Consider the following 17,769-nt stretch of genomic DNA (forward strand, 5'->3'; position numbering starts at 1 on the left):
GAAAGAGAAGGGGCGTTTTAAATTTACAAGAACGTGGAACCGTTCCATCTATCATAAAATGAGAGGGCTGTGCTAGCCTCAAATGCAGAAAGGGCGTTCCGGTTTTGTCAGCGCGGAGAAGGATGGCGCGTCCATGGCGCATTCAACTCTTGCTCTTGTTTGTTTATGCGGAGTAAGTTTTGAAGCATGATCCCACAGGCGTGCATGAGTGCTTTTTTCCGGCAGGCTGCTGTGCTGGCATGCTGGGCGTGCCTGCTGTTTGTTATAGAAGCAAGCTGTGTCCGGGGAATGGAGGCGGAGGGGGCACCTACCATAAAGCCGCTTTCCTGCGTGCATGCTGCAGACGGCAGAGTGACAGTGCGGGGCGCCGCCATGGGAACGGTGTTTACGGTGCGCACCTATCCCGGGCAAGGCATGGGTGCGGCGGAGACGGAAAGGGCCTGCATGGAGGCGCTGGCCTGTGCTGTTCACTGGGAGAAGGTGATGTCCGCCATGGATGCGGAAAGTCGGCTGTCCCGGCTTAATGCTGCGGAAAGCGGAGTCTTTGTGCCTGTTTCTCCTGAATTGGAAAAGGTGCTGTCCCTGGCTTTGGAATATGCCCGGCTGACGAACGGCGCTTTTGACCCCACGCTGGGGCCCTGCATCCGCTTGTGGAAGAAGAGCCGCCGCAGTGGCGTGCTCCCGTCCCGCGAAGAACTGGAACATGCGTGCCGGGCGTCCGGATGGAAAAAGCTGACCGTCGGAAAGGGAGGAGTGGTGAAGACGGTCCCCGGGATGAGGGTGGACCTGGGAGGCATGGGCAAGGGATTTGCCGTGGACCGGATGGCGGAGCTTTTGAGGGGAAAAGGAATAGTTTCCTTCTTTATTGACAGTACCAGTGACGTTCTGGCCGGTGCTCCCCCGCCCGGGGAACAGGGATGGCGGCTGCGGGTGGATGAGGGGCATGGGAAGGGCGCAGCATTGCTGTTGAGCCATGCCGCTGTTTCCACTTCCGGGAATGCCCGCCAGATGGTGAAGATCAGCGGCGTGGAGTATTCCCACGTGCTTGATCCGACGATGGGGCTGGGAGTTACGGAAGGCAGGCAGGTGAGCGTTCAGGCCCCTTCCGCTGCGCTGGCCGATGCCCTGGCGACGGCGGGGTGCGTGATGCGTGAAGAGGATTTCCGCACCCTGGCGGCCAGATTGCCGGGAGTGTCCATTCCGGCTTTTTTCCGGGATTCCCCGTGTTCTGCGAAGGAGAAGAGGGATCAGAATGGTGGCCCGGAGCCGATTCCATGAAAGTTACGGTGAATTGGCTGCGTCTTTAAGTTATACCTCCATGGTCCGTTTATGAAATTGCACCGTTTTTTCCTGCCTGCCGTTCTTGCCGCCGCCGTGTCCGCCTCGTTTGGAGCGGAGTTCCCGAATCCTTATCCCGCTCCCGTGTCCGGGGTCCGTCTGACCCCGGAACCCTCTCCCGCTCCCTCCATCAACGGAGCCCGCGTCTTTGGGGCCACTCCGGGTTCCCGCATGCTTTTCCAGGTTCCCGTTTCCGGGGAGCGTCCCATGAAGATTCAGGCGGCAGGCCTGCCTGCAGGGCTGGAAATGAATGAGAACGGGTTGATTACCGGGAAGGCTCCGGCGGGGAAGGGAGAATACAAGGTAACGTTTCATGCATCCAACAGGCATGGAAAGGACTCCAAGGAATGGATTCTGAGAGTAGGGAAAGACTTGTGCCTGACTCCCCCCATGGGTTGGAGCAGCTGGTATTCCTACAGTGAAGCCGTGAGCCAGGAGAATGTGTTGAAGACGGCCCGGCTTTTTGTGGAACGGGGACTGGTCAATCATGGGTGGAGCTATATCAACATTGACGATTGCTGGCAGGGCGAGCGCGGCGGACGGAATTTTTCCATCCAGCCCAACGAGCGTTTCCCCGACATGAAAGCCATGTGCGATTCCCTTCATGCCATGGGCTTGAAAGCGGGGATTTATTCCTCTCCCTGGATGGGGACGTATGCCGGATTCATCGGGGGGAGCATCCCTAACGCCAGGGGGGATTATACGGGACTATCCATTCCGGAGAAGGAGCGGAGGCAGAAGTATCAAATTTTCGGGAGCTATCCTGGCGTGCACCGGCAGAAGGCGGACCGCATGGGGCCCGTCTGGATGTTTGACCGTGACGCCAGGCAATGGGCGGAATGGGGATTCGATTACGTAAAGGTGGACTGGAAACCCAATGACGTGCCGACGACGGAACGCATCCGCAAGGCTCTGGACGGTTCCGGACGGGATATCGTGCTCAGCCTGTCCAATGCCGCCCCGTATGAACATGCGGAAGAGCTGGGGAAGCTGGCCAATTTGTGGAGGACGACGGGGGATATCCAGGATCACTGGGGAAGCGTCAGCGGCATCGGTTTTTCCCAGGAACGCTGGCAGAAGCATATGCGCCCGGGCCACTGGAATGACCCGGACATGCTTCAGATCGGGAAGCTGGGCAAGCCCAACCAGGCCAATACCACTTTTGTGCAGACGCGGTTGTCCCCGGATGAACAGTATACCCAGGTAACCCTGTGGAGCCTGTTGTCCGCTCCCCTGATCGTTTCCTGCGACCTGGAGCATATGGATTCTTTCACGATGGGGCTGTTGACCAATGACGAGGTGATTGCCGTAGATCAGGACCCCGCCGCCTGTCCCGCCCGCAAGGCGTGGCACCAGGGGAATTTCCAGGTTTGGACGAAAAAGTTGTCAGACGGTTCCATTGCGGCGGGATTTTTCAATACCGGAGGAGAGAAGGGCATCCTCCGGGTGAACCTTGAAGATCTGGGGCTGCTGCCGGGCGCGTGTGAGGTAAGGGACCTTTGGAAGCGCGCCGACCAGGGGACGGTGAAAGGAGAGATTGCGGTGGAGCTCAACAGTCATGGAGCGGCCATGTTCCGGTTCTCCAAAAAGGAGAACGTGGAGGGGAAATAGATATGTTCCGCAATGGCATCACTTTTGCCGGCTGAAAGGGCTGTGAGTGCCGCCTTTTCTTTGCAAAGGAGAACCTGGATATCCGGATGACCAAACTGCTGGTACACTGTGATGTTAAATTGTGGCGTCATGTAGGAAATCAGACATGGACAGGGTTTGATGGCAGGATGAAAGCGCATTTTCTCCATGAGCAGGATCTACCAGGGCATGGGGATGGAGAATTTCCGTGCCAAAGGGGGGTGTTAGAAATGTTATAAGCCCGTTTTCAGGGAACTGGGTAAAGAAAGTTACGTCTCCTTATTCAGTATCCGTGAAGCATCTTCCGGAGGGAGAGAAGGCTCGGACGGTTCTGGATAGCTTTTTCCAATTTGCATCTGCCATGTTTGTGCAGTGGCTTTTCAGTTGTCGGTGGAGTGTAGAATGGCGAGGTTTTCAGTGGTTTGAATAAGGCCTTGCCGTGTTTTGATGTTAGGGTAGCTACGTAGTGTGTGGTTTAACCAAGCCATGCTGTTACAGAATATGCCGATGCCGTGCAGTAGCTGGACTTGAGGAAGTGACCATTTTACGCAGGTTGATAGAGTTTTACCTTGCGGCATCCTTTTGTTCCGATCCCGTTGGAGCTGTTATCTTTTCCATAAAAAAAACCGTTCCGGATGGACCGGAACGGTTTTTAAAAAGAGATTGACGTGACTTGCCTTAATCTCTCCTGACAGCTTCCTTAGGCGGCGATGCCGAAGTGTTGCTGGATGGAGGCGAAAATCTTGTCGCGGCGGGCGCGGGCTTTTTCGATGTCACGGGTCTTAAGGGAGAATCTCAGGCGTTCCGCCGTGGAGTCCGGCTTGTGAACCGTAACGTGGCACCACCAAACCCCCCTGTTGTTCCACAGGTGGTGGTTGGGGTTGTCATCATTAATTCTAAGAGCGATTTTGGTTTGGGCTTTCATCTGTGTGATCTTTTCCAGAAGTGGACGTTTTATTTACGTCCGGTGGTATATTAATATTTCAATAAAACCTTCAACTTGGAGGCGCCTCACTTAAGCAGATGATCCCTTGTCTTTTTGGACATCTCTTTCTGCCAGTTGCTCACCTCGTTGAAGCCTTAGAGTTCAAGTGGTGAAACAACGTTCAAAAAAAGAATCTTTTTTACAGGAGACCTACCTTTTTAAGAGTGTTGTAAGCACCGTTCTTGTTGATCGTACGCAAGGCCTTGGCGGAAATCTTCATTTTCACGAATTGACCGAGTTCGGGAACCCAGATGCGCTTTTCCTGAAGGTTGGGGAAAACGGTACGATTGACAGTCTTAGTGACGTGACGACCAATACCGCCCTTTTTCTTGGCAAGACCGGAGCGATGGATACGACGACCTTTGTGAGGCATGGTACCTCTGATGATGCAAATTCGGGACATGGCAATCGAAGTTATTTGTTAATGCGAGAGAGATAGTCTAGCGTATTTTCACCTAAGGTCAAGAACAACCGGATAAAAGACGTTAAATTCGGCTCTGGGCCGTATTCCGGTTTGGATCCCAAAGGGGAGAGATGGATGCTCCTGGCCGGACGGAGGAATTTCCGGAACAGTGAAGCGGAAATTGCTGGAATGCCTTTTCCGGACTGGTTGCTTGAGGAAACAGGATTCTCTTCTTTCAGATGAAGGAGGCGGCAAAAACAAGCGGAGCCGGAAAGGTGCGGAGCCAAGGCAGGAGGGACAAAATCATGGAAGGGCAAACGGAAATGCAGGCTTTCAATGGGTCGGGGGCGTGTTTTCGGCTTTGTCTTCCTTCTTCTTTTCCTCGTCGTTCTTCTGTTTTCCATCCCTGAGCACCAGGTCCAGAGGGTGCATGTAGCGGTCGTTGACATGGCTCACCGTTCCGGTGCGCAGCTTGCGTTCGTAACGCTTGCCGCGGTCCCCTTTGAAGAGGCATTCCGACTCGGGGACCCGTCCCACGGTCCGGTAGATCAGTTCGTCGATCTCCTCCTCTTCCCGGTAACCGGCCATTCGGATGTAGCGCTCCACCTCCCGTGGATTGCCGGGGAAGTAATGCAGGAGCTTTTTCATAACCAGATCCTCCATCCATTTGATCTGGTGGGGCAGGGTGGAGTTCCTGCTGCTTTTCATGATTTTCTTTTCGCTGAAGAATTGGAATTTGAGCCTGTCCGTCTCATTGTCGTCTTCCTTCCGAAATTGGTAGCGCATCTTCTTGATTTTTTCCTTCATACCGGGATCGTAGCTGTTCCGGACCGCTTTCAGCGCCCCGGCGCAATAAGAGGCGAACAGGTGCAGCAACTCCTTGCGGTGTTCCCGTTCGTAGCGGAGGTAGTCTTTGTCGGAACTTCCTTCAAAGCCGATGTTAAACAAGGCAAAGTGCTTCAGGTCATAATCTTTCGTGAGGAAGGGGAGGCTGGGGATAAGCGGATTGTCGTCAATCGTGCAGGGGGGGGCGGCGGCGATGTAGTAGAGCATCCAGAGCCTGTCCTGGTAGCGTTTCTCGGAAAAGGCGGGGTTCTCGTCCAGTGTCCGGCGGAAGGCGTCCATGTCTTCCCTGGCCTGCAGGTAGAATTCCGCCAGACGTCCTTCCTTCAGCAGCCTGGTCAGGCGGAAGGAGGCGGAAGAAGGATCTTTCAGGATGGAATTGTTCCAGGGAAGCGGCATGGCCTTGTCCAGCCGGACGGGGGAGCCTTTCGTGACGGCGAAATAGAACTGGGTGAATTTCCCTTCCCTGATGGACCGCTTCAGATGTTGGGAGTAGGCCTGGGGATCGGTCAGGATTTCCGGTCCCCAGGAAGGAGCGTCCGTGGTAGGCTCCGACTGGGCCGGAGCCGCCCAGGAGAAGGCGAGTGTGACAGCCAGCGCGGCGGCGGTGCAAATCATGTGGTTCATGTTCTTATTCCTTGGTGAATTTGTGTTTTCCTCCCGTCAGGCGGCTGACCTTGCAGCCAAGCTTGCTGACCGTGGTTTCCACGGAGTTGATGTCTTTCTTCTTGTGGTCGTCAAAAAGGAATTTCTGTTCATAGATGCCGATACGCGCCAGTCGTTCTTCAGCGCCTTTTCTTTCCAAGGCTGTGTAAAAGCCGCACACCCAGGTGAAGCCCACAGGGAGGCAGGGAAGGGCAGACTGAACCGTAGCCTTGTTTTTGCGAATGCCGATGAGGTCCGGGTGGCTGTTTTCTTCCGACAAAAATTTGGCGGTGACGGTAGGCATGTGCACCTCCACAAAGCCCGGCGGCAGCGGAGTGCTGTTGCTCTCAAAGGGGATGGTTCCGTGGTCCACCTCAATGGTGGCCAGCTTGTGGAAACTGACGTCGGTGGGGTGGTAGGTCAGCTTGAGGACGGCGGAGGCGCCTACAGGCTCCCAGTCTCCGTCTTTGGCGAATAGTGCGCCATCCTTTCCGTCCTGGATGGAGATGGGGCGGTTCTCATGTTCCGCCGTGATTTGTTTGGGGAGCACGGCGGTGAATTCCCGTTCGGCGATGACTTCCCCTCCTTGCAGGACCTGGACGTTGACGGTACCTTCCGTCTTGAGAGGGGTGTCGCCGAGTTCCTTCGCAGGGTCTTTCGGTTCCGAGGGTTCAAAGACCAAATCCGGCTTGATGGTCATGACCACGTCTGCGAGGAGGGTAGGATCGTCTTTTCGGGTTGAAATGGTTGCCCACTGGTCGCCCTTTCCCTCTTCGATTTTCCATTCGAGCGTGTCCGGATCACCGATCAGGGCCTTTTTCCCGGTCAGGGTGAGTTTAACTGTTTCCCCTGCGCCAAAGCGCGTCCTTTTCCGTTCTTCTGCGATGTCTTTGTCGGAGGGGGTGTTTCCCTGGGCATGGGCGATCAGGAGGGCTGCCGCAAATTCCGTAGGTTCCGATTCGATTTCCAGTTTGACTGTTTCTTCTTCCGCCATGCAGGGGTGATGGAAGCCGGCCAGCAAGCAGACAGCCAGGAAGCAGTTTTTCAGGGGAATGGCTTGATATTTCAGGTTCATGTGGCTGGAGAGAGCATTTGAATGAACAGAGATAAACAATCTCCAATAAAACAACATGAAATTCAATGTAAAAATGAATGGAGATGGAAAATAGGCAGAGAGCATTCGTGAGTAATTGTTAGATTGTTATGGTGACTTCAAACGCCATTTGTACCTCTCCCATTCCTTCCCCGTTTTTTCTGTGTTATGGTAAAAACATGGGACGGTATGGCTGCATAAAACGTATCCGGCGCTTGCACGGAGGGAGGCTCCGTGAGAGATTGAAAGCATGAGTGAAAATCATTATGCAGAGTTTTCCGAATGCAGCATGAAGCCCCAGGATGTGCTGGAGTACGTTTCCGGCCCCATGCCGGTTCCGGCGGAAGGAGAAGTACTGATCCGGATGAAGGCGGCTCCGATCAATCCGGCGGACATCAATTTTGTGCAGGGCGTGTACGGCGTGAAACCCGTGCTGCCGCATTCGCGTGCCGGCCTGGAAGGCTGCGGGGTGGTGGAAGAGTCCCGTGCGGAAGGGTTCCGTACGGGGGATGAGGTGATTCTGCTGCGTGGCGTGGGCTCCTGGAGCGAATACGTCACGGTTCCCGCCGTGAATGTGATGAAGCTTCCCGTGAAGGTGGATCCTGTGCAGGCCGCCATGCTGAAGGTAAATCCCCTGACCGCGCTGCGCATGCTGGAAGGGTTCGTTTCCCTGACACCCGGTGACTGGGTCGTGCAGAACGCCGCCAATTCCGGCGTGGGGAGGTGCATCATCCAACTGGCCCGGGAGATGGGCGTAAAGACGGTGAATTTTGTGAGAAGGCCGGAAGAACTAAGGGATGAACTGACGGCCCTGGGCGCCGACCTGGTGGTGGGAGAAAATGACGAGGATGTGGTGAAGAGCACGCTGGCCCGCCTGGACGGCAAGAGGCCCGTGCTGGCTTCCAATGCCGTGGGCGGGGAAAGCGCACTGCGCCTGATGGATATGCTGGCTCCCGGCGGAAGCATGGTGACGTACGGGGCCATGAGCAAAAAGAGCATCAAGGTGCCAAATGGGTTCCTGATTTTCAAGGGGATCAAGCTGGAAGGGCTATGGGTGACGCAGTGGCTCAAGAATGCCCCCGCTCCGGAGATTGAGGCGGCGTACGACAAGCTGGCCCGCCTGATGGCGGACGGCAAGCTGGTGCAGGCCGTGGATACCGTTTATCCGCTGGGCGACGTGCGCCAGGCTGTGGAGAAAGCCCAGGAAGAGTTCCGCAGCGGCAAGGTGGTGCTGAGCATGGACCGCATCTGATGCCGGGGAAAGAAGAGTGTTTATTTTCCCGGACTACGGAGCGCTGGAGGGATTTTTTCAGCGTTCCGTGGTTCGGATGGTATTGGCTTCTGGCCTGGATGATGGCGGCTTTAAGCCTTTATTCCGTATGGCAGGCTTGTGAGTTTTTCGTGGAAAAGGGCCGGTTTGCCCGGGAAGGCCTGTGCACGGAAGGAGTGGTGCGAAAAATGACGAAGAATACGGTGAGGTTCTGGCACCGTCCGCGGGCCTTGGGGTCGTCCGGATTTTCTCTGGACATATGGGCGCCGGAGGTGCGTTTTCTGACGCAGACCGGGGAGGGAGAAGTGGTATTCCAGTCACCTTCCTTCCTTTTCTGGCCAGCCTATTCCAAAGGAGATGGAGTGAAGGTTTACTACCAGCCCGGGCATCCGGAAGACGCCCGCGTGGCGGATGCGTTCATCTGGTGGCCTGAAACACGCAGGGCGTTGTGGTTGATAACGTTTCTACTGGCCGGAGGAACAGTCCTGTTGTTGAAGAGGGAAGTGCGGAGTTCCTTGGCCTAGAAGAGGCGGGAATGGGGCGGCGCTATGGTGCGCGTGCCGTTTTCCGTTTCAGCCCAGCGTGGAATCAAGCCACGCGTTGAGGATTTCCACGGCGGCCACCTGGTCAATGATGGGACGGAAGTTTTTCTCCTTTTTACCGGCGGCGTGCAGTTTTTCCTGAGCGATGACTGTTGTGAGGCATTCATCCATGAATACCAGGGGAAGGCCGGGAAGGGCGGCGGCCAGTTCCCTGCCGAAGGCGCGCACCTTGGCGGCGGCGGTTCCTTCCGTGCCGTCCATGCGGACGGGAATGCCCAGCACCAGGGTCCGGATTCCGCGCTCCTGGACGATCTGAACGATGCGGGTGACGCCATCCGTCTTGTGCCTGTGGATGGTCTCCACCGGGTGCGCCATGATGCCCACGGGATCCGTGGCGGCAATGCCGATGCGGGCCTCTCCGTAGTCAATGCCCAGGGCGGGATGCTGGCTGGTCATCTGAGTTCGTCCGGAAGCTGGTTGACGATTTTTTTGATTTCGTCCGCCTTGTTTTTATCTGCAATGAGGATGGCGTCCGCCGTTTCAACCACGATCAGGTTGTCCACGCCCAGCAGGGCCACGTGCTTGTCCCCCCGCTGGGAGAAGACGATGTTCCCGGAGGCGTCCTGGACGGTGATGTCCGTGTTGGTGGTGTTTTTGCTGTGGTTTTCCAGGTAGTTGGAGACGGAGATCCAGGAGCCTACGTCATCCCAGTCAAAGGTTGCTTCAAAGTTCAGCACCCTGTCCGCATGTTCCATTAGCGCGAAGTCGATGGAGATGGGCGTCAGTTCCGGGAATTCCTCCCGGATGGTTTCCTGCGGGTCCGGGGATTCCACGATGTGTTCCACAAAGGAGGCCAGTTCCGGGCAGTGCTTGTCAAGCTGTTCGCACACGGTGGAAATGCTCCAGACGAACATGCCGGCATTCCAGCAGAAGTTCCCCTGGTCCAGGTAGGCGGCGGCAGTGGCCGGATCCGGCTTTTCCCGGAATTGGATGACTTCACGGCAGGGGCTGCCCGGCGCGGAGTCAATTTTCTTTCCGTGTTCAATGTAGCCGTAGGAGGGGCAGGGCCACGTGGGTTTGATGCCTACGGTGACGAGCGCCTTTTCCTGCGCCGCCGTGTCCATGGCGGCTTTCATCAGGGTACGGAAGGCTACCTGGTCCTGAATAAGCTGGTCGGAAGGAATGACGAGCATGACCCCGTGCGGGTCCATCGCCTTGATGAGGCCGATGCCGAGGGCGATGGCGGGCGCCGTGTCCCGGCGCACGGGCTCGGAGATGATGTTGTCTGCAAGGAGGTCATGGGCCTGGCGGAGCACTTCCGCTTCCTGCAGCTGGTTGGTCAAGATGAAGATGTTCTGCCGGGGCACCAGGCCGTCCAGCCTGTCAATGGCCTGGCGGAGAAGGGTTCCTTCTCCGAACATGTTCAGGAGCTGCTTGGGGCGGTGGTCCCGGGAAAGGGGCCAGAAGCGGGTGCCGCTGCCGCCGGCCAGAATGAGAGCGTATTTGTTCATGGCAATTCCGTAAGAATGGAGTTTAACAGAAGGTCAAAGTGCGCCGAAGCGGCGTTTTCTGCGGGAATAGTCCAGCAGGGCAGCTTCCATGTCGCTGTCGCTGAAGTCCGGCCACAGCGTATCCGTTACGTAGAGTTCCGCATAACTGATCTGCCAGAGCAGGAAGTTGGAAATGCGCATTTCCCCGGAAGTGCGGATAAGCAGGTCCGGTTCCGGCATGCCGGCGGTATCCAGATGCTGGTTAAAGAGTTCCTCCGTGACGGCGTCCGGCTGAAGCTCCCCGCGGCAGGCCTTTTCCGCGATTTTCCTGGCGGCGGCGGTGATTTCCGCCCTGCTGCCGTAGGAAAGGGCCAGGACCAGGTTGAGCCTGGTATTTCCCTCTGTGGCCTTCATGCTGGATTGAAGCAGTTTCTGGGTGCGTTTGGGCAGGCGGGAAAGATCTCCTATGGCATGAAGGCGCACGCCCTTTTCCAGCATCTGGTTAAGGCGTTTTTTCAGGAATTCATGCAAAAGCAGCATGAGGGCATGGACTTCCGTCTTCGGGCGGTTCCAGTTTTCCGAGGAGAAGGCGTAAAGGGTCAGCCAGGGAATATCATGGTCAATGCAGAAATCCACACAGCGTTCCACGGTGTCCGCTCCCGCCCTGTGGCCAGCCTGGCGCGGCAGATGGCGGCCGTGCGCCCAGCGGCCGTTGCCGTCCATGATGCAGGCAATGTGAACCGGAAGTTTTTCCTTGGGAATAGTAAGCATAGGCAGGTACGGCTCCGCTACTCTAGTCCATGACCGGATCCAGTTCAACACGCAAGTTTTCCAGGATGTACTCCTGTCTTTCCCGGGTATTTTTACCCATGTAGAAGGACAGCAGGTCTTTCACCTTGTGGGAGTCTTCCAGGCGCACGCGGTCCAGGCGCATTCCTTCCCCGATGAAGGCCTTGAATTCCTGCGGAGAGATTTCCCCCAGGCCCTTGAACCGGGTTATTTCCGGATTTTTGCCCAGCAGGGAGATGGCCGCTTCCCGCTCTGCGTCCGAGTAGCAGTAGATAGTCTGCTGCTTGTTGCGCACGCGGAAGAGGGGCGTCTGGAGGATGAAGAGGTGGCCTTCCCGGATCAGTTCCGGGAAAAACTGGATGAAGAAGGTCATCAGCAGGATGCGGATGTGCATGCCGTCGTCATCGGCGTCCGTCGCAATGACTACTTTGTCGTATCGCAGGTCTTCCAGTCCGTTTTCAATGTTCAGGGCGTGCTGGAGGAAGTTGAATTCCTCATTTTCATAGACGACCTTGCGGCTCATGCCGAAGGAGTTCAGCGGCTTGCCGCGCAGGGAGAAGACCGCCTGGATTTCCGCGTCGCGCGCGGTGGTGATGGATCCTGAGGCGGAGATGCCTTCCGTGATGAACAGGGTGGTTTCTCCGGCGCGGGCGTGCTTGGAGTTGTAATGCACCCGGCAGTCCCGCAGGTTCTTGTTGTGGATTTTTGCCTTGCGGGCGTTTTCCTTCGCCAGTTTCTGGATGCCGGAGAGTTCCTTGCGGTCCCTCTCGGAGTCCTTGATCTTGGCTTCCAGCGCCTTGGCCGTTTCCGGATTCTTGTGCAGGTAGTTGTCCAGCTCCCTGGCGATGAAGTTGCCCACGAAGGTGCGGATGGTTTCCCCTTCCGGGCTGATGGTATTGGACCCCAGCTTGGTCTTGGTCTGGGATTCGAAGACGGGTTCCTTCACCTTGATGGAGATGGCGGCCACAAGAGAAGAGCGGATGTCCCCGGCCTCATAGTTCTTCTTGAAAAAGTCCCTCAGGGTTTTGACGATGGCTTCCCGGAAGGCCGCCTGGTGGGTGCCCCCCTGCGTGGTGTGCTGCCCGTTGACGAAGGAGTAGTGCTCCTCCCCGTACTGGCCGCCATGGGTGAAGGCCACCTCAATATCATGCCCTTCCAGATGGATGATGGGATAGAGAGGTTCTTCGCTCATCGCCTCCGTGAGCAGGTCCAGCAGGCCGTTTTTGGAGACGTAGCGGCGTCCGTTAAAGTGCAGGGCAAGCCCTTTGTTGAGGTAGGAGTAGTACCGGCACATCTTTTCGATGTATTCCGGCCGGAACTGCGTAGATACCGGGAAAATGTCCGGGTCCGCATGGAACGCCGTGCGCGTGCCGTTGGGCTCCTCCGTGCCTCCGTCTTTCCGGCCCTTGCGGATTTCCTCCCCGCGGCAGAATTGGTAGGAACGCGTCCCACCGTCGCGGTAGGCCTGGATTTCAAAAAAGTCGGAAAGGGCGTTGACCGCCTTGATGCCCACGCCGTTAAGGCCCACGGATTTCTTGAAGGCGTCGCTGTCGTACTTGGCTCCGGTGTTGATTTTTGCGGCGCAGTCCAGCAGTTTTCCCAGGGGAATGCCACGGCCGAAGTCGCGCACCTCGCACAGGCCGTCCGGAGTCACGTCAATGGTAATCTTTTTGCCGAAGCCCATGACGAATTCGTCAATGGAGTTGTCAATGACCTCCTTCAGCAGAACGTAAATGCCGTCATCCGGAGAAGTGCCGTCCCCCAATTTGCCGATGTACATCCCCGGACGCATGCGGATGTGTTCCCTCCAGTCCAGGGTTTTGATGCTGTTTTCGTCGTAGGCCATGTGCAACGGGGTCGCGCCTATTATAACGCCGCCCCGGGAATTTGCGAAGAAAAAATGCGTGTCCGGCTATTTGCGCCCAATGGGGGCTTGACCCGGAGGCCGTCCCTTGGTGGAATCCATGCCGTATGATCAGTTGCAAGGCTCCGTGCAAGGTGAACGCCTCCCTCCGCATTCTGGGGAAAAGGGAGGACGGCTTTCATGAAGTGGATACCGTGATGGTTCCCCTGGAATTGTGCGACTTGCTGGAGTTTTCCCCGGCGGATGGCCTGGAGATGAGCTGCGCCGCCCCGGGGGTGCCTCTGGATGAGAGCAACCTGGTCATGAAGGCGGGTCGGCTGATGGAGCGGGAGTTGGGGCGGCCCATGCGGTGGCATGTGCGCCTGGTCAAGAACGTGCCCCATGGCGCGGGGCTGGGTGGCGGCAGCAGTGACGCCGCGTGCATGCTTTCCACCTTGAATGATCTGGAACACGGTGGCTTGTCCCGGGAACGCCTGGCGGAGCTGGCCGGGGAGATCGGTTCCGACGTAGGCTTTTTCATTTACGGTGCGGCGTGCCGCTGCACCGGACGCGGGGAGAAGGTGGCCCCCCTGCCGGAATGGAGGGAATGGCGGCCCCGGATCGTTCTGCTGAAACCGTCGTTCGGCGTTTCCACGCCGGACGCCTACCGCCGCTGGGCCGGTTCAAGGGAGCTGCCGGGCATTCCGTACGGAGAGCAGCGTGTGGATGGGCATGTACTGGTCAATGATTTGGAAAGGCCCGTGTTTGAGAAGCATTTGTTCCTGGCGGAAATGAAGCGCTGGCTGCTGGAAAGGCCCGGCGTGCGCGGCGCCATGATGTCCGGTTCCGGTTCCACCATGTTTGCCGTGGTGGAAGACGAGGAAGCGGCCCGTGCGCTGATGGAGTCTGCCGCGCGGGAGCTGGACCCCACCCTGTGGATGTGGACCGGCCATGTAGTGTAGGAGGGAGCGCTGTAAAAACATGGTTGCGCAGAAGGCCTTGCCTTGACGGCGGGGGATGCATGCCGTTACACTCCATCCATGTTTAAGAGTTTGTTTGCAGGCGTGGCCCTGGCGGCTGCATGCACCGTCCAGGCCGGCGAATATGGAGCCAGTGCCGTCCAGGCCGCCCGGGAGCTTTCCGGAGCGGTGAAAACGGGCGACATGATGTGGATGATTGAAAAGATGTATGCGCCCATGAAGAAGCAGCTTATTTCTTCCTTCCCGGGCGGAGAGGCCGCCTTCATGAAGACCATGAAGGAAAAAATGCATGCCGCCGCCGCCGTGATGAAAGAGCGCGGCATGGTGGTGGAAACGTATGAAATCGGCAACCCCACGGCGGAACACCTGGTGAAAGCCGGGGATGAAGTGCTGGTGGTGCTTCCCACGCGGATGGTCATTTCCATGAAACGCCCGGACGGCGTGCCCGTGAAAATGGAAAATACCGGCATTCTGGTGCTGGTGAAGGATTTGAAGGAAAAGGGGCCCTGGACGTTTATCGACGCTTCCAAGATGAATGCGAACGGCCTGCGGTCCATGTTCTACGATCTGCCGGAAAAGGTGAACCTTCCGCCGGTTTCCTCCCGCCAGCTTCCCGTGGGCCAGTAGGGGATCCGTTCCCGTATGAGTGGCTCCGGGCCAGATGAAGGGGAAGGCCTTAGCGCCTTTGAGGCTTATGTCCAGCGGGCATTTGCCCCGGATGGCCTGTTTTCCCGCGCCAGGGATTTTGAATATCGGGCAGAACAACAGAGCATGGCCCTGGCCGTGGCGAGGGCGCTCCAGGTGGACGCCCCGCTGCTGGTGGAAGCCGGCACGGGCGTTGGGAAGTCCCTGGGCTATCTGCTGCCGGCCGTGAAGTTTGCGCTGGATTTTGACCGGAAGGCGGTTGTTTCCACGCATACGATCAACTTGCAGGAGCAGTTGTTCAATAAGGATATTCCGCTGCTGCGCGCCGCGCTGGGGATTGATTTTTCCGCCGCCCTGCTGAAAGGCAGGCAGAATTACCTGTGCCATACCCGGCTGCGCCGCGCGCTGGCCCAGATGGATTCTCTGTTTACGCAGGGAGAAGCCGCGGAGCTGAAGCGGATTCAGGACTGGGCGCTGAGAACGCAGGACGGCACCCTGAGCGACATGACGTTCCGGCCGTCCCCCAAGGTGTGGGCCATGGTGTGCAGTGAACCCCATGCGTGCAGCATGCGCCATTGCGGTCCCTCCTGCCCGTATCAGGTGGCCCGCAAGAGGGTGCTGGAAGCCAAGGTGGTGGTGTTGAACCATACCCTGTTTTTCGGCCTGATGGCCCAGGCGGAGGATTCCGAGGAGGCGGGGTTTGTTTTTCCCGGAGACTTCGTGGTGCTGGACGAGGCCCACATGATTGAGAACATCGCCGCACGGCAGCTGGGCGTGCAGCTTTCGGAATCCCATTTGAATTATGAACTGCTGCGGATGTTCAATCCGCGCACGCACAAGGGGCTGCTGAAACCGCTGAATAATCCCGCCCTGTTCCAGTGCGTGCAGGATGTGATTGACGCTTCCGGCCTGTTTTTCCAGAATGCCCGGGATGACCTGGGGTTTGCGGGTTCCGGAAAAATCGTCCGCATTCTTCAGCCGGAATGGTCTCAGGATATTCTTTCCCTGCCTCTGGCGGAGCTGATTGGGGAATTGAAAAGGGAAGGCGCGAAGCAGGAAGAGAACGTGGCCGTGAAGGATGAACTGGCGGACATGGCCGCCCGGATGGAAGAGGCGCAGACCTCCCTGAAGGTGCTGATGGACATGACGGAGGAGGATCATGTGTACTGGGCGGAACGGTCCGGACCGGAGGGAAGGAACATGAGCGTATGCTCCGCCCCGGTAGAGGTGGGCGATATCCTGCGGGAGCGCCTGTTTTCCGCCGGGCGTTCCGCCATTCTAACCTCCGCTACGCTGGGAACGGGGGATGCGGACATGGGTTACTTTGCGGGGCGCGTGGGTGCGGAAAGCGTCCGGAAGCTCCAGATAGGGAGTCCGTTCAATTACCGGGAGCAGATGCGGCTGATCGTGGCGCGCTCCATGCCGGAGCCGGACCAGCCGGAGTATGCGGAAGTCCTGCCGGAGTGGATCAAGAGATATCTGGCGGAATCCCGCGGAAGGGCCTTCGTGCTGTTCACCAGCTACCGGCTGATGGTGCAGGTGGCGGAGAAGGTGCGCCCGTTCTGCGAGGAACAGGGCTGGACGCTGTACGTGCAGGGGCAGGAAATGCAGCGGCACGCCATGCTGGAGGCGTTCAGGAAGGATGTGAACAGCGTACTCTTCGGGACGGATAGTTTCTGGACCGGAGTGGACGTGCCCGGCGAGGCCCTTTCCAACGTGATTGTGACGCGCCTGCCGTTTGAGGTGCCGGACCATCCTCTGGTGGAATCCCGTTTTGAGAGCATCAAGGCGCGCGGCGGAAATCCGTTTTACGAGTATTCCGTGCCCGTAGCCATTCTGAAGCTGCGGCAGGGGGTGGGCAGGCTGATCCGCACGAAGAGCGATTCAGGCATGGTGGTGATTCTGGACCCACGCGTAGCTACCAAAAGGTACGGGGCTCGGTTTATCAAGTCCCTGCCGGACGCGAGGCTGGAATTCGTGTAAGACGGGCGGATTAATTCAACTCCCAGTCTTGCCGCCCGAAAAAAATGCGGTAGATTTTCCTGTAGATCCTTTTCTTCCGGCACCTGTGCCAGAGAGCGGAGTGTTTGAAATTGAGGATGAAATCCAGGTCCTCCACCCAAGGCCCCGTGACGTTGTGGTCGCGGCAGAATTGAAGGAGGGAGGAATATTCGTTTCTCAGGCTTTGCGTAGAGAGTTTGATGGAGCGGATTTCCTGGGAGGACAGATCTATGGAGGGCATGCAGTCCTTGAGCAGGTGGTCGGCACGGCATGCCTTGAAGTTCAGGATGGTCCTCTTGCATTTCTCGCAATGTCCGCAATTTTTCCCTTCCAGTTGGATATTTTCCCAGCATACTCGCAGATGGGATGCCCCGAAGTGCCAGTTTTTGACAAAATCGGCTTTTTCCGTGCGGGAAAAGCCGTGACCTTCCGTATAAATCCTGAATTGTCTTTGGGAAAGAAGCGGATCCGTAACGGGCTGGCTTCCCCAGGGAATGGCCAGGGCGTTATAAGGTTCTGCACTGCCCACAACCAGATTGCGGTAGCCGGACGGTTCCAGAAATGAGGCCAGTCCTGCAATGACGGCAAGATGGTTCATTGAGCCCCAGGAGATGCCGTGTGAAATGAAGGTGTCTCTGTAATTGGTGCGAATGACGTGCAGTTTGTTTATGCCGAGGTCATTCAGCATGTGGAGGGAATTTTTCCGGGCTCCCTGAAAGGCTTGCTCGTCCGAAAGAGGGATGTCCACTCCTGCCGCCAACAGGGCGGCTCTGATGTTTTTGGTGTTGTGTCCCGCCGCCCCGGAAAGATGTCTGTAAGCAGCAAAAGCCGCATCCAGGCCTCCGGAAAAGCAGACGACTGCGGAATCATCTGTCGGAGCATTTCTGTCATCGATGATTTGTTCGGAAACAAGGGTGACGGGATGAAGGTCATCTGGGAACCATTTGATGAAAGCCTCCATGAAGTTTTCCAGATTCTGGAGCAAGGTGAGGCTTACCGGAGCATTGATTTGGAATTCTCCTCCGATATGCATCATTTCAAAAATCAGAAGACGTGTCCAGGCGTCCGCCTTGTTGGGAGCTTCTTCCCAGGCCCGGCAGTTTTCCTCTTCCAGCTCCACCCATACTTCACGGAAGTCGTGATTTGCCTGAAAGGAACAGGTCAGGCGAAACATCCCATTGGATTGAAGCTGTGCAACTTTGGAAATATCGAGATTTGAAGCCATTGGCTGTTATCGTATGAATTCAGAATTCGGGTTCAATATTAATTTTGA

At 57.1% G+C, this 17,769-nt stretch carries 16 protein-coding genes; 7 read left to right on the top strand and 9 right to left on the bottom strand.

Annotated features, from left to right (window positions below; translation table 11 throughout):
* Positions 1 to 204 precede the first annotated feature (204 nt).
* Together LIO64_RS07510 and LIO64_RS07515 are read left to right on the top strand one after the other, a co-directional pair.
* Complete coding sequence (locus tag LIO64_RS07510) at positions 205 to 1,278, top strand: FAD:protein FMN transferase (RefSeq protein ID WP_290548824.1); 1,074 nt, start codon at positions 205 to 207, stop codon at positions 1,276 to 1,278.
* Positions 1,279 to 1,329: 51 nt separating this feature from the next.
* Positions 1,330 to 2,949: a glycoside hydrolase family 27 protein gene (locus tag LIO64_RS07515; RefSeq protein WP_290548825.1), complete on the top strand. Its 1,620-nt coding sequence runs from the start codon at positions 1,330 to 1,332 to the stop codon at positions 2,947 to 2,949.
* Positions 2,950 to 3,667: 718 nt separating this feature from the next.
* Here LIO64_RS07515 and LIO64_RS07520 read toward each other — a convergent pair.
* From LIO64_RS07520 to LIO64_RS07535, 4 genes are all read right to left on the bottom strand, one after another.
* Positions 3,668 to 3,892 carry a hypothetical protein gene (locus LIO64_RS07520; RefSeq protein WP_012420228.1) on the bottom strand — a complete coding sequence of 75 codons (225 nt, stop codon included), beginning with the start codon at positions 3,890 to 3,892 and terminating at the stop codon, positions 3,668 to 3,670.
* A 199-nt stretch (positions 3,893 to 4,091) separates the two neighbouring features.
* Complete coding sequence (gene rpmB, locus LIO64_RS07525) at positions 4,092 to 4,355, bottom strand: 50S ribosomal protein L28 (protein WP_012420229.1); 264 nt, start codon at positions 4,353 to 4,355, stop codon at positions 4,092 to 4,094.
* 333 nt (positions 4,356 to 4,688) lie between these two features.
* Complete coding sequence (locus LIO64_RS07530; protein WP_290548826.1) at positions 4,689 to 5,825, bottom strand: hypothetical protein; 1,137 nt, start codon at positions 5,823 to 5,825, stop codon at positions 4,689 to 4,691.
* Positions 5,826 to 5,829: 4 nt separating this feature from the next.
* Positions 5,830 to 6,918, bottom strand: coding sequence for a hypothetical protein (locus tag LIO64_RS07535; protein WP_290548827.1), 1,089 nt, complete (start codon positions 6,916 to 6,918; stop codon positions 5,830 to 5,832).
* 268 nt (positions 6,919 to 7,186) lie between these two features.
* On the opposite strand from LIO64_RS07535, the gene LIO64_RS07540 reads away from it, so the two are divergent.
* Together LIO64_RS07540 and LIO64_RS07545 are read left to right on the top strand one after the other, a co-directional pair.
* Entirely contained in the window at positions 7,187 to 8,188 is a 1,002-nt protein-coding gene (locus LIO64_RS07540) for a 2-enoyl thioester reductase domain-containing protein (protein WP_290548828.1), read from the top strand.
* Positions 8,188 to 8,730 carry a DUF3592 domain-containing protein gene (locus LIO64_RS07545; protein ID WP_290548829.1) on the top strand — a complete coding sequence of 181 codons (543 nt, stop codon included), beginning with the start codon at positions 8,188 to 8,190 and terminating at the stop codon, positions 8,728 to 8,730. The genes LIO64_RS07540 and LIO64_RS07545 overlap by 1 nt, the downstream gene beginning before the upstream one ends.
* 48 nt (positions 8,731 to 8,778) lie before the next feature.
* On the opposite strand, the gene ruvX is transcribed toward LIO64_RS07545, so the two are convergent.
* Genes ruvX through LIO64_RS07565 form a run of 4 tightly spaced genes read right to left on the bottom strand, consistent with a single transcriptional unit; the run spans position 8,779 to position 12,873 of the window.
* Positions 8,779 to 9,204 carry a Holliday junction resolvase RuvX gene (gene ruvX / locus LIO64_RS07550; RefSeq protein WP_290548830.1) on the bottom strand — a complete coding sequence of 142 codons (426 nt, stop codon included), beginning with the start codon at positions 9,202 to 9,204 and terminating at the stop codon, positions 8,779 to 8,781.
* The gene (locus tag LIO64_RS07555) at positions 9,201 to 10,259 is read right to left on the bottom strand and encodes a sugar phosphate nucleotidyltransferase (protein ID WP_290548831.1); all 1,059 of its coding nucleotides are present in this window, start codon (positions 10,257 to 10,259) and stop codon (positions 9,201 to 9,203) included. The genes ruvX and LIO64_RS07555 overlap by 4 nt, the downstream gene beginning before the upstream one ends.
* Before the next feature lie 33 nt (positions 10,260 to 10,292).
* The gene (locus LIO64_RS07560; protein WP_290548832.1) at positions 10,293 to 11,009 is read right to left on the bottom strand and encodes an isoprenyl transferase; all 717 of its coding nucleotides are present in this window, start codon (positions 11,007 to 11,009) and stop codon (positions 10,293 to 10,295) included.
* A gap of 22 nt (positions 11,010 to 11,031) precedes the next feature.
* Entirely contained in the window at positions 11,032 to 12,873 is a 1,842-nt protein-coding gene (locus tag LIO64_RS07565) for a DNA topoisomerase IV subunit B (RefSeq protein WP_290548833.1), read from the bottom strand.
* Positions 12,874 to 12,998: 125 nt separating this feature from the next.
* Here LIO64_RS07565 and ispE point away from each other — a divergent pair, with 125 nt between their 5' ends.
* The 3 genes from ispE (at position 12,999) to LIO64_RS07580 (ending at position 16,478) form a co-directional block, all read left to right on the top strand.
* Complete coding sequence (ispE, locus tag LIO64_RS07570; RefSeq protein WP_290548834.1) at positions 12,999 to 13,832, top strand: 4-(cytidine 5'-diphospho)-2-C-methyl-D-erythritol kinase; 834 nt, start codon at positions 12,999 to 13,001, stop codon at positions 13,830 to 13,832.
* Between the two features lie 78 nt (positions 13,833 to 13,910).
* Positions 13,911 to 14,477 carry a hypothetical protein gene (locus LIO64_RS07575; RefSeq protein WP_290548835.1) on the top strand — a complete coding sequence of 189 codons (567 nt, stop codon included), beginning with the start codon at positions 13,911 to 13,913 and terminating at the stop codon, positions 14,475 to 14,477.
* 15 nt (positions 14,478 to 14,492) lie between these two features.
* The gene (locus tag LIO64_RS07580) at positions 14,493 to 16,478 is read left to right on the top strand and encodes a helicase C-terminal domain-containing protein (protein ID WP_290548836.1); all 1,986 of its coding nucleotides are present in this window, start codon (positions 14,493 to 14,495) and stop codon (positions 16,476 to 16,478) included.
* A gap of 10 nt (positions 16,479 to 16,488) precedes the next feature.
* On the opposite strand, the gene LIO64_RS07585 is transcribed toward LIO64_RS07580, so the two are convergent.
* Complete coding sequence (locus tag LIO64_RS07585) at positions 16,489 to 17,670, bottom strand: hypothetical protein (RefSeq protein WP_290548837.1); 1,182 nt, start codon at positions 17,668 to 17,670, stop codon at positions 16,489 to 16,491.
* Between the last annotated feature and the right edge of the window lie 99 nt (positions 17,671 to 17,769).

It is taken from the genome of Akkermansia sp. (assembly GCF_020860705.1).
Classification (GTDB): domain Bacteria; phylum Verrucomicrobiota; class Verrucomicrobiia; order Verrucomicrobiales; family Akkermansiaceae; genus Akkermansia.

What these genes read in the sequence shown, in the direction of transcription:
- LIO64_RS07560 (WP_290548832.1), bottom strand. Translation starts at nt 11,009, where the DNA reads ATGCTTACTATTCCCAAGGAAAAACTTCCGGTTCACATTGCCTGCATC.
- LIO64_RS07515 (WP_290548825.1), top strand. Translation starts at nt 1,330, where the DNA reads ATGAAATTGCACCGTTTTTTCCTGCCTGCCGTTCTTGCCGCCGCCGTG.
- LIO64_RS07520 (WP_012420228.1), bottom strand. Translation starts at nt 3,892, where the DNA reads ATGAAAGCCCAAACCAAAATCGCTCTTAGAATTAATGATGACAACCCC.
- LIO64_RS07585 (WP_290548837.1), bottom strand. Translation starts at nt 17,670, where the DNA reads ATGTTTCGCCTGACCTGTTCCTTTCAGGCAAATCACGACTTCCGTGAA.
- rpmB (WP_012420229.1), bottom strand. Translation starts at nt 4,355, where the DNA reads ATGTCCCGAATTTGCATCATCAGAGGTACCATGCCTCACAAAGGTCGT.
- LIO64_RS07555 (WP_290548831.1), bottom strand. Translation starts at nt 10,259, where the DNA reads ATGAACAAATACGCTCTCATTCTGGCCGGCGGCAGCGGCACCCGCTTC.
- LIO64_RS07580 (WP_290548836.1), top strand. Translation starts at nt 14,493, where the DNA reads ATGAGTGGCTCCGGGCCAGATGAAGGGGAAGGCCTTAGCGCCTTTGAG.
- LIO64_RS07565 (WP_290548833.1), bottom strand. Translation starts at nt 12,873, where the DNA reads ATGGCCTACGACGAAAACAGCATCAAAACCCTGGACTGGAGGGAACAC.
- ispE (WP_290548834.1), top strand. Translation starts at nt 12,999, where the DNA reads ATGATCAGTTGCAAGGCTCCGTGCAAGGTGAACGCCTCCCTCCGCATT.
- LIO64_RS07575 (WP_290548835.1), top strand. Translation starts at nt 13,911, where the DNA reads ATGTTTAAGAGTTTGTTTGCAGGCGTGGCCCTGGCGGCTGCATGCACC.
- LIO64_RS07540 (WP_290548828.1), top strand. Translation starts at nt 7,187, where the DNA reads ATGAGTGAAAATCATTATGCAGAGTTTTCCGAATGCAGCATGAAGCCC.
- ruvX (WP_290548830.1), bottom strand. Translation starts at nt 9,204, where the DNA reads ATGACCAGCCAGCATCCCGCCCTGGGCATTGACTACGGAGAGGCCCGC.
- LIO64_RS07510 (WP_290548824.1), top strand. Translation starts at nt 205, where the DNA reads ATGAGTGCTTTTTTCCGGCAGGCTGCTGTGCTGGCATGCTGGGCGTGC.
- LIO64_RS07535 (WP_290548827.1), bottom strand. Translation starts at nt 6,918, where the DNA reads ATGAACCTGAAATATCAAGCCATTCCCCTGAAAAACTGCTTCCTGGCT.
- LIO64_RS07530 (WP_290548826.1), bottom strand. Translation starts at nt 5,825, where the DNA reads ATGAACCACATGATTTGCACCGCCGCCGCGCTGGCTGTCACACTCGCC.
- LIO64_RS07545 (WP_290548829.1), top strand. Translation starts at nt 8,188, where the DNA reads ATGCCGGGGAAAGAAGAGTGTTTATTTTCCCGGACTACGGAGCGCTGG.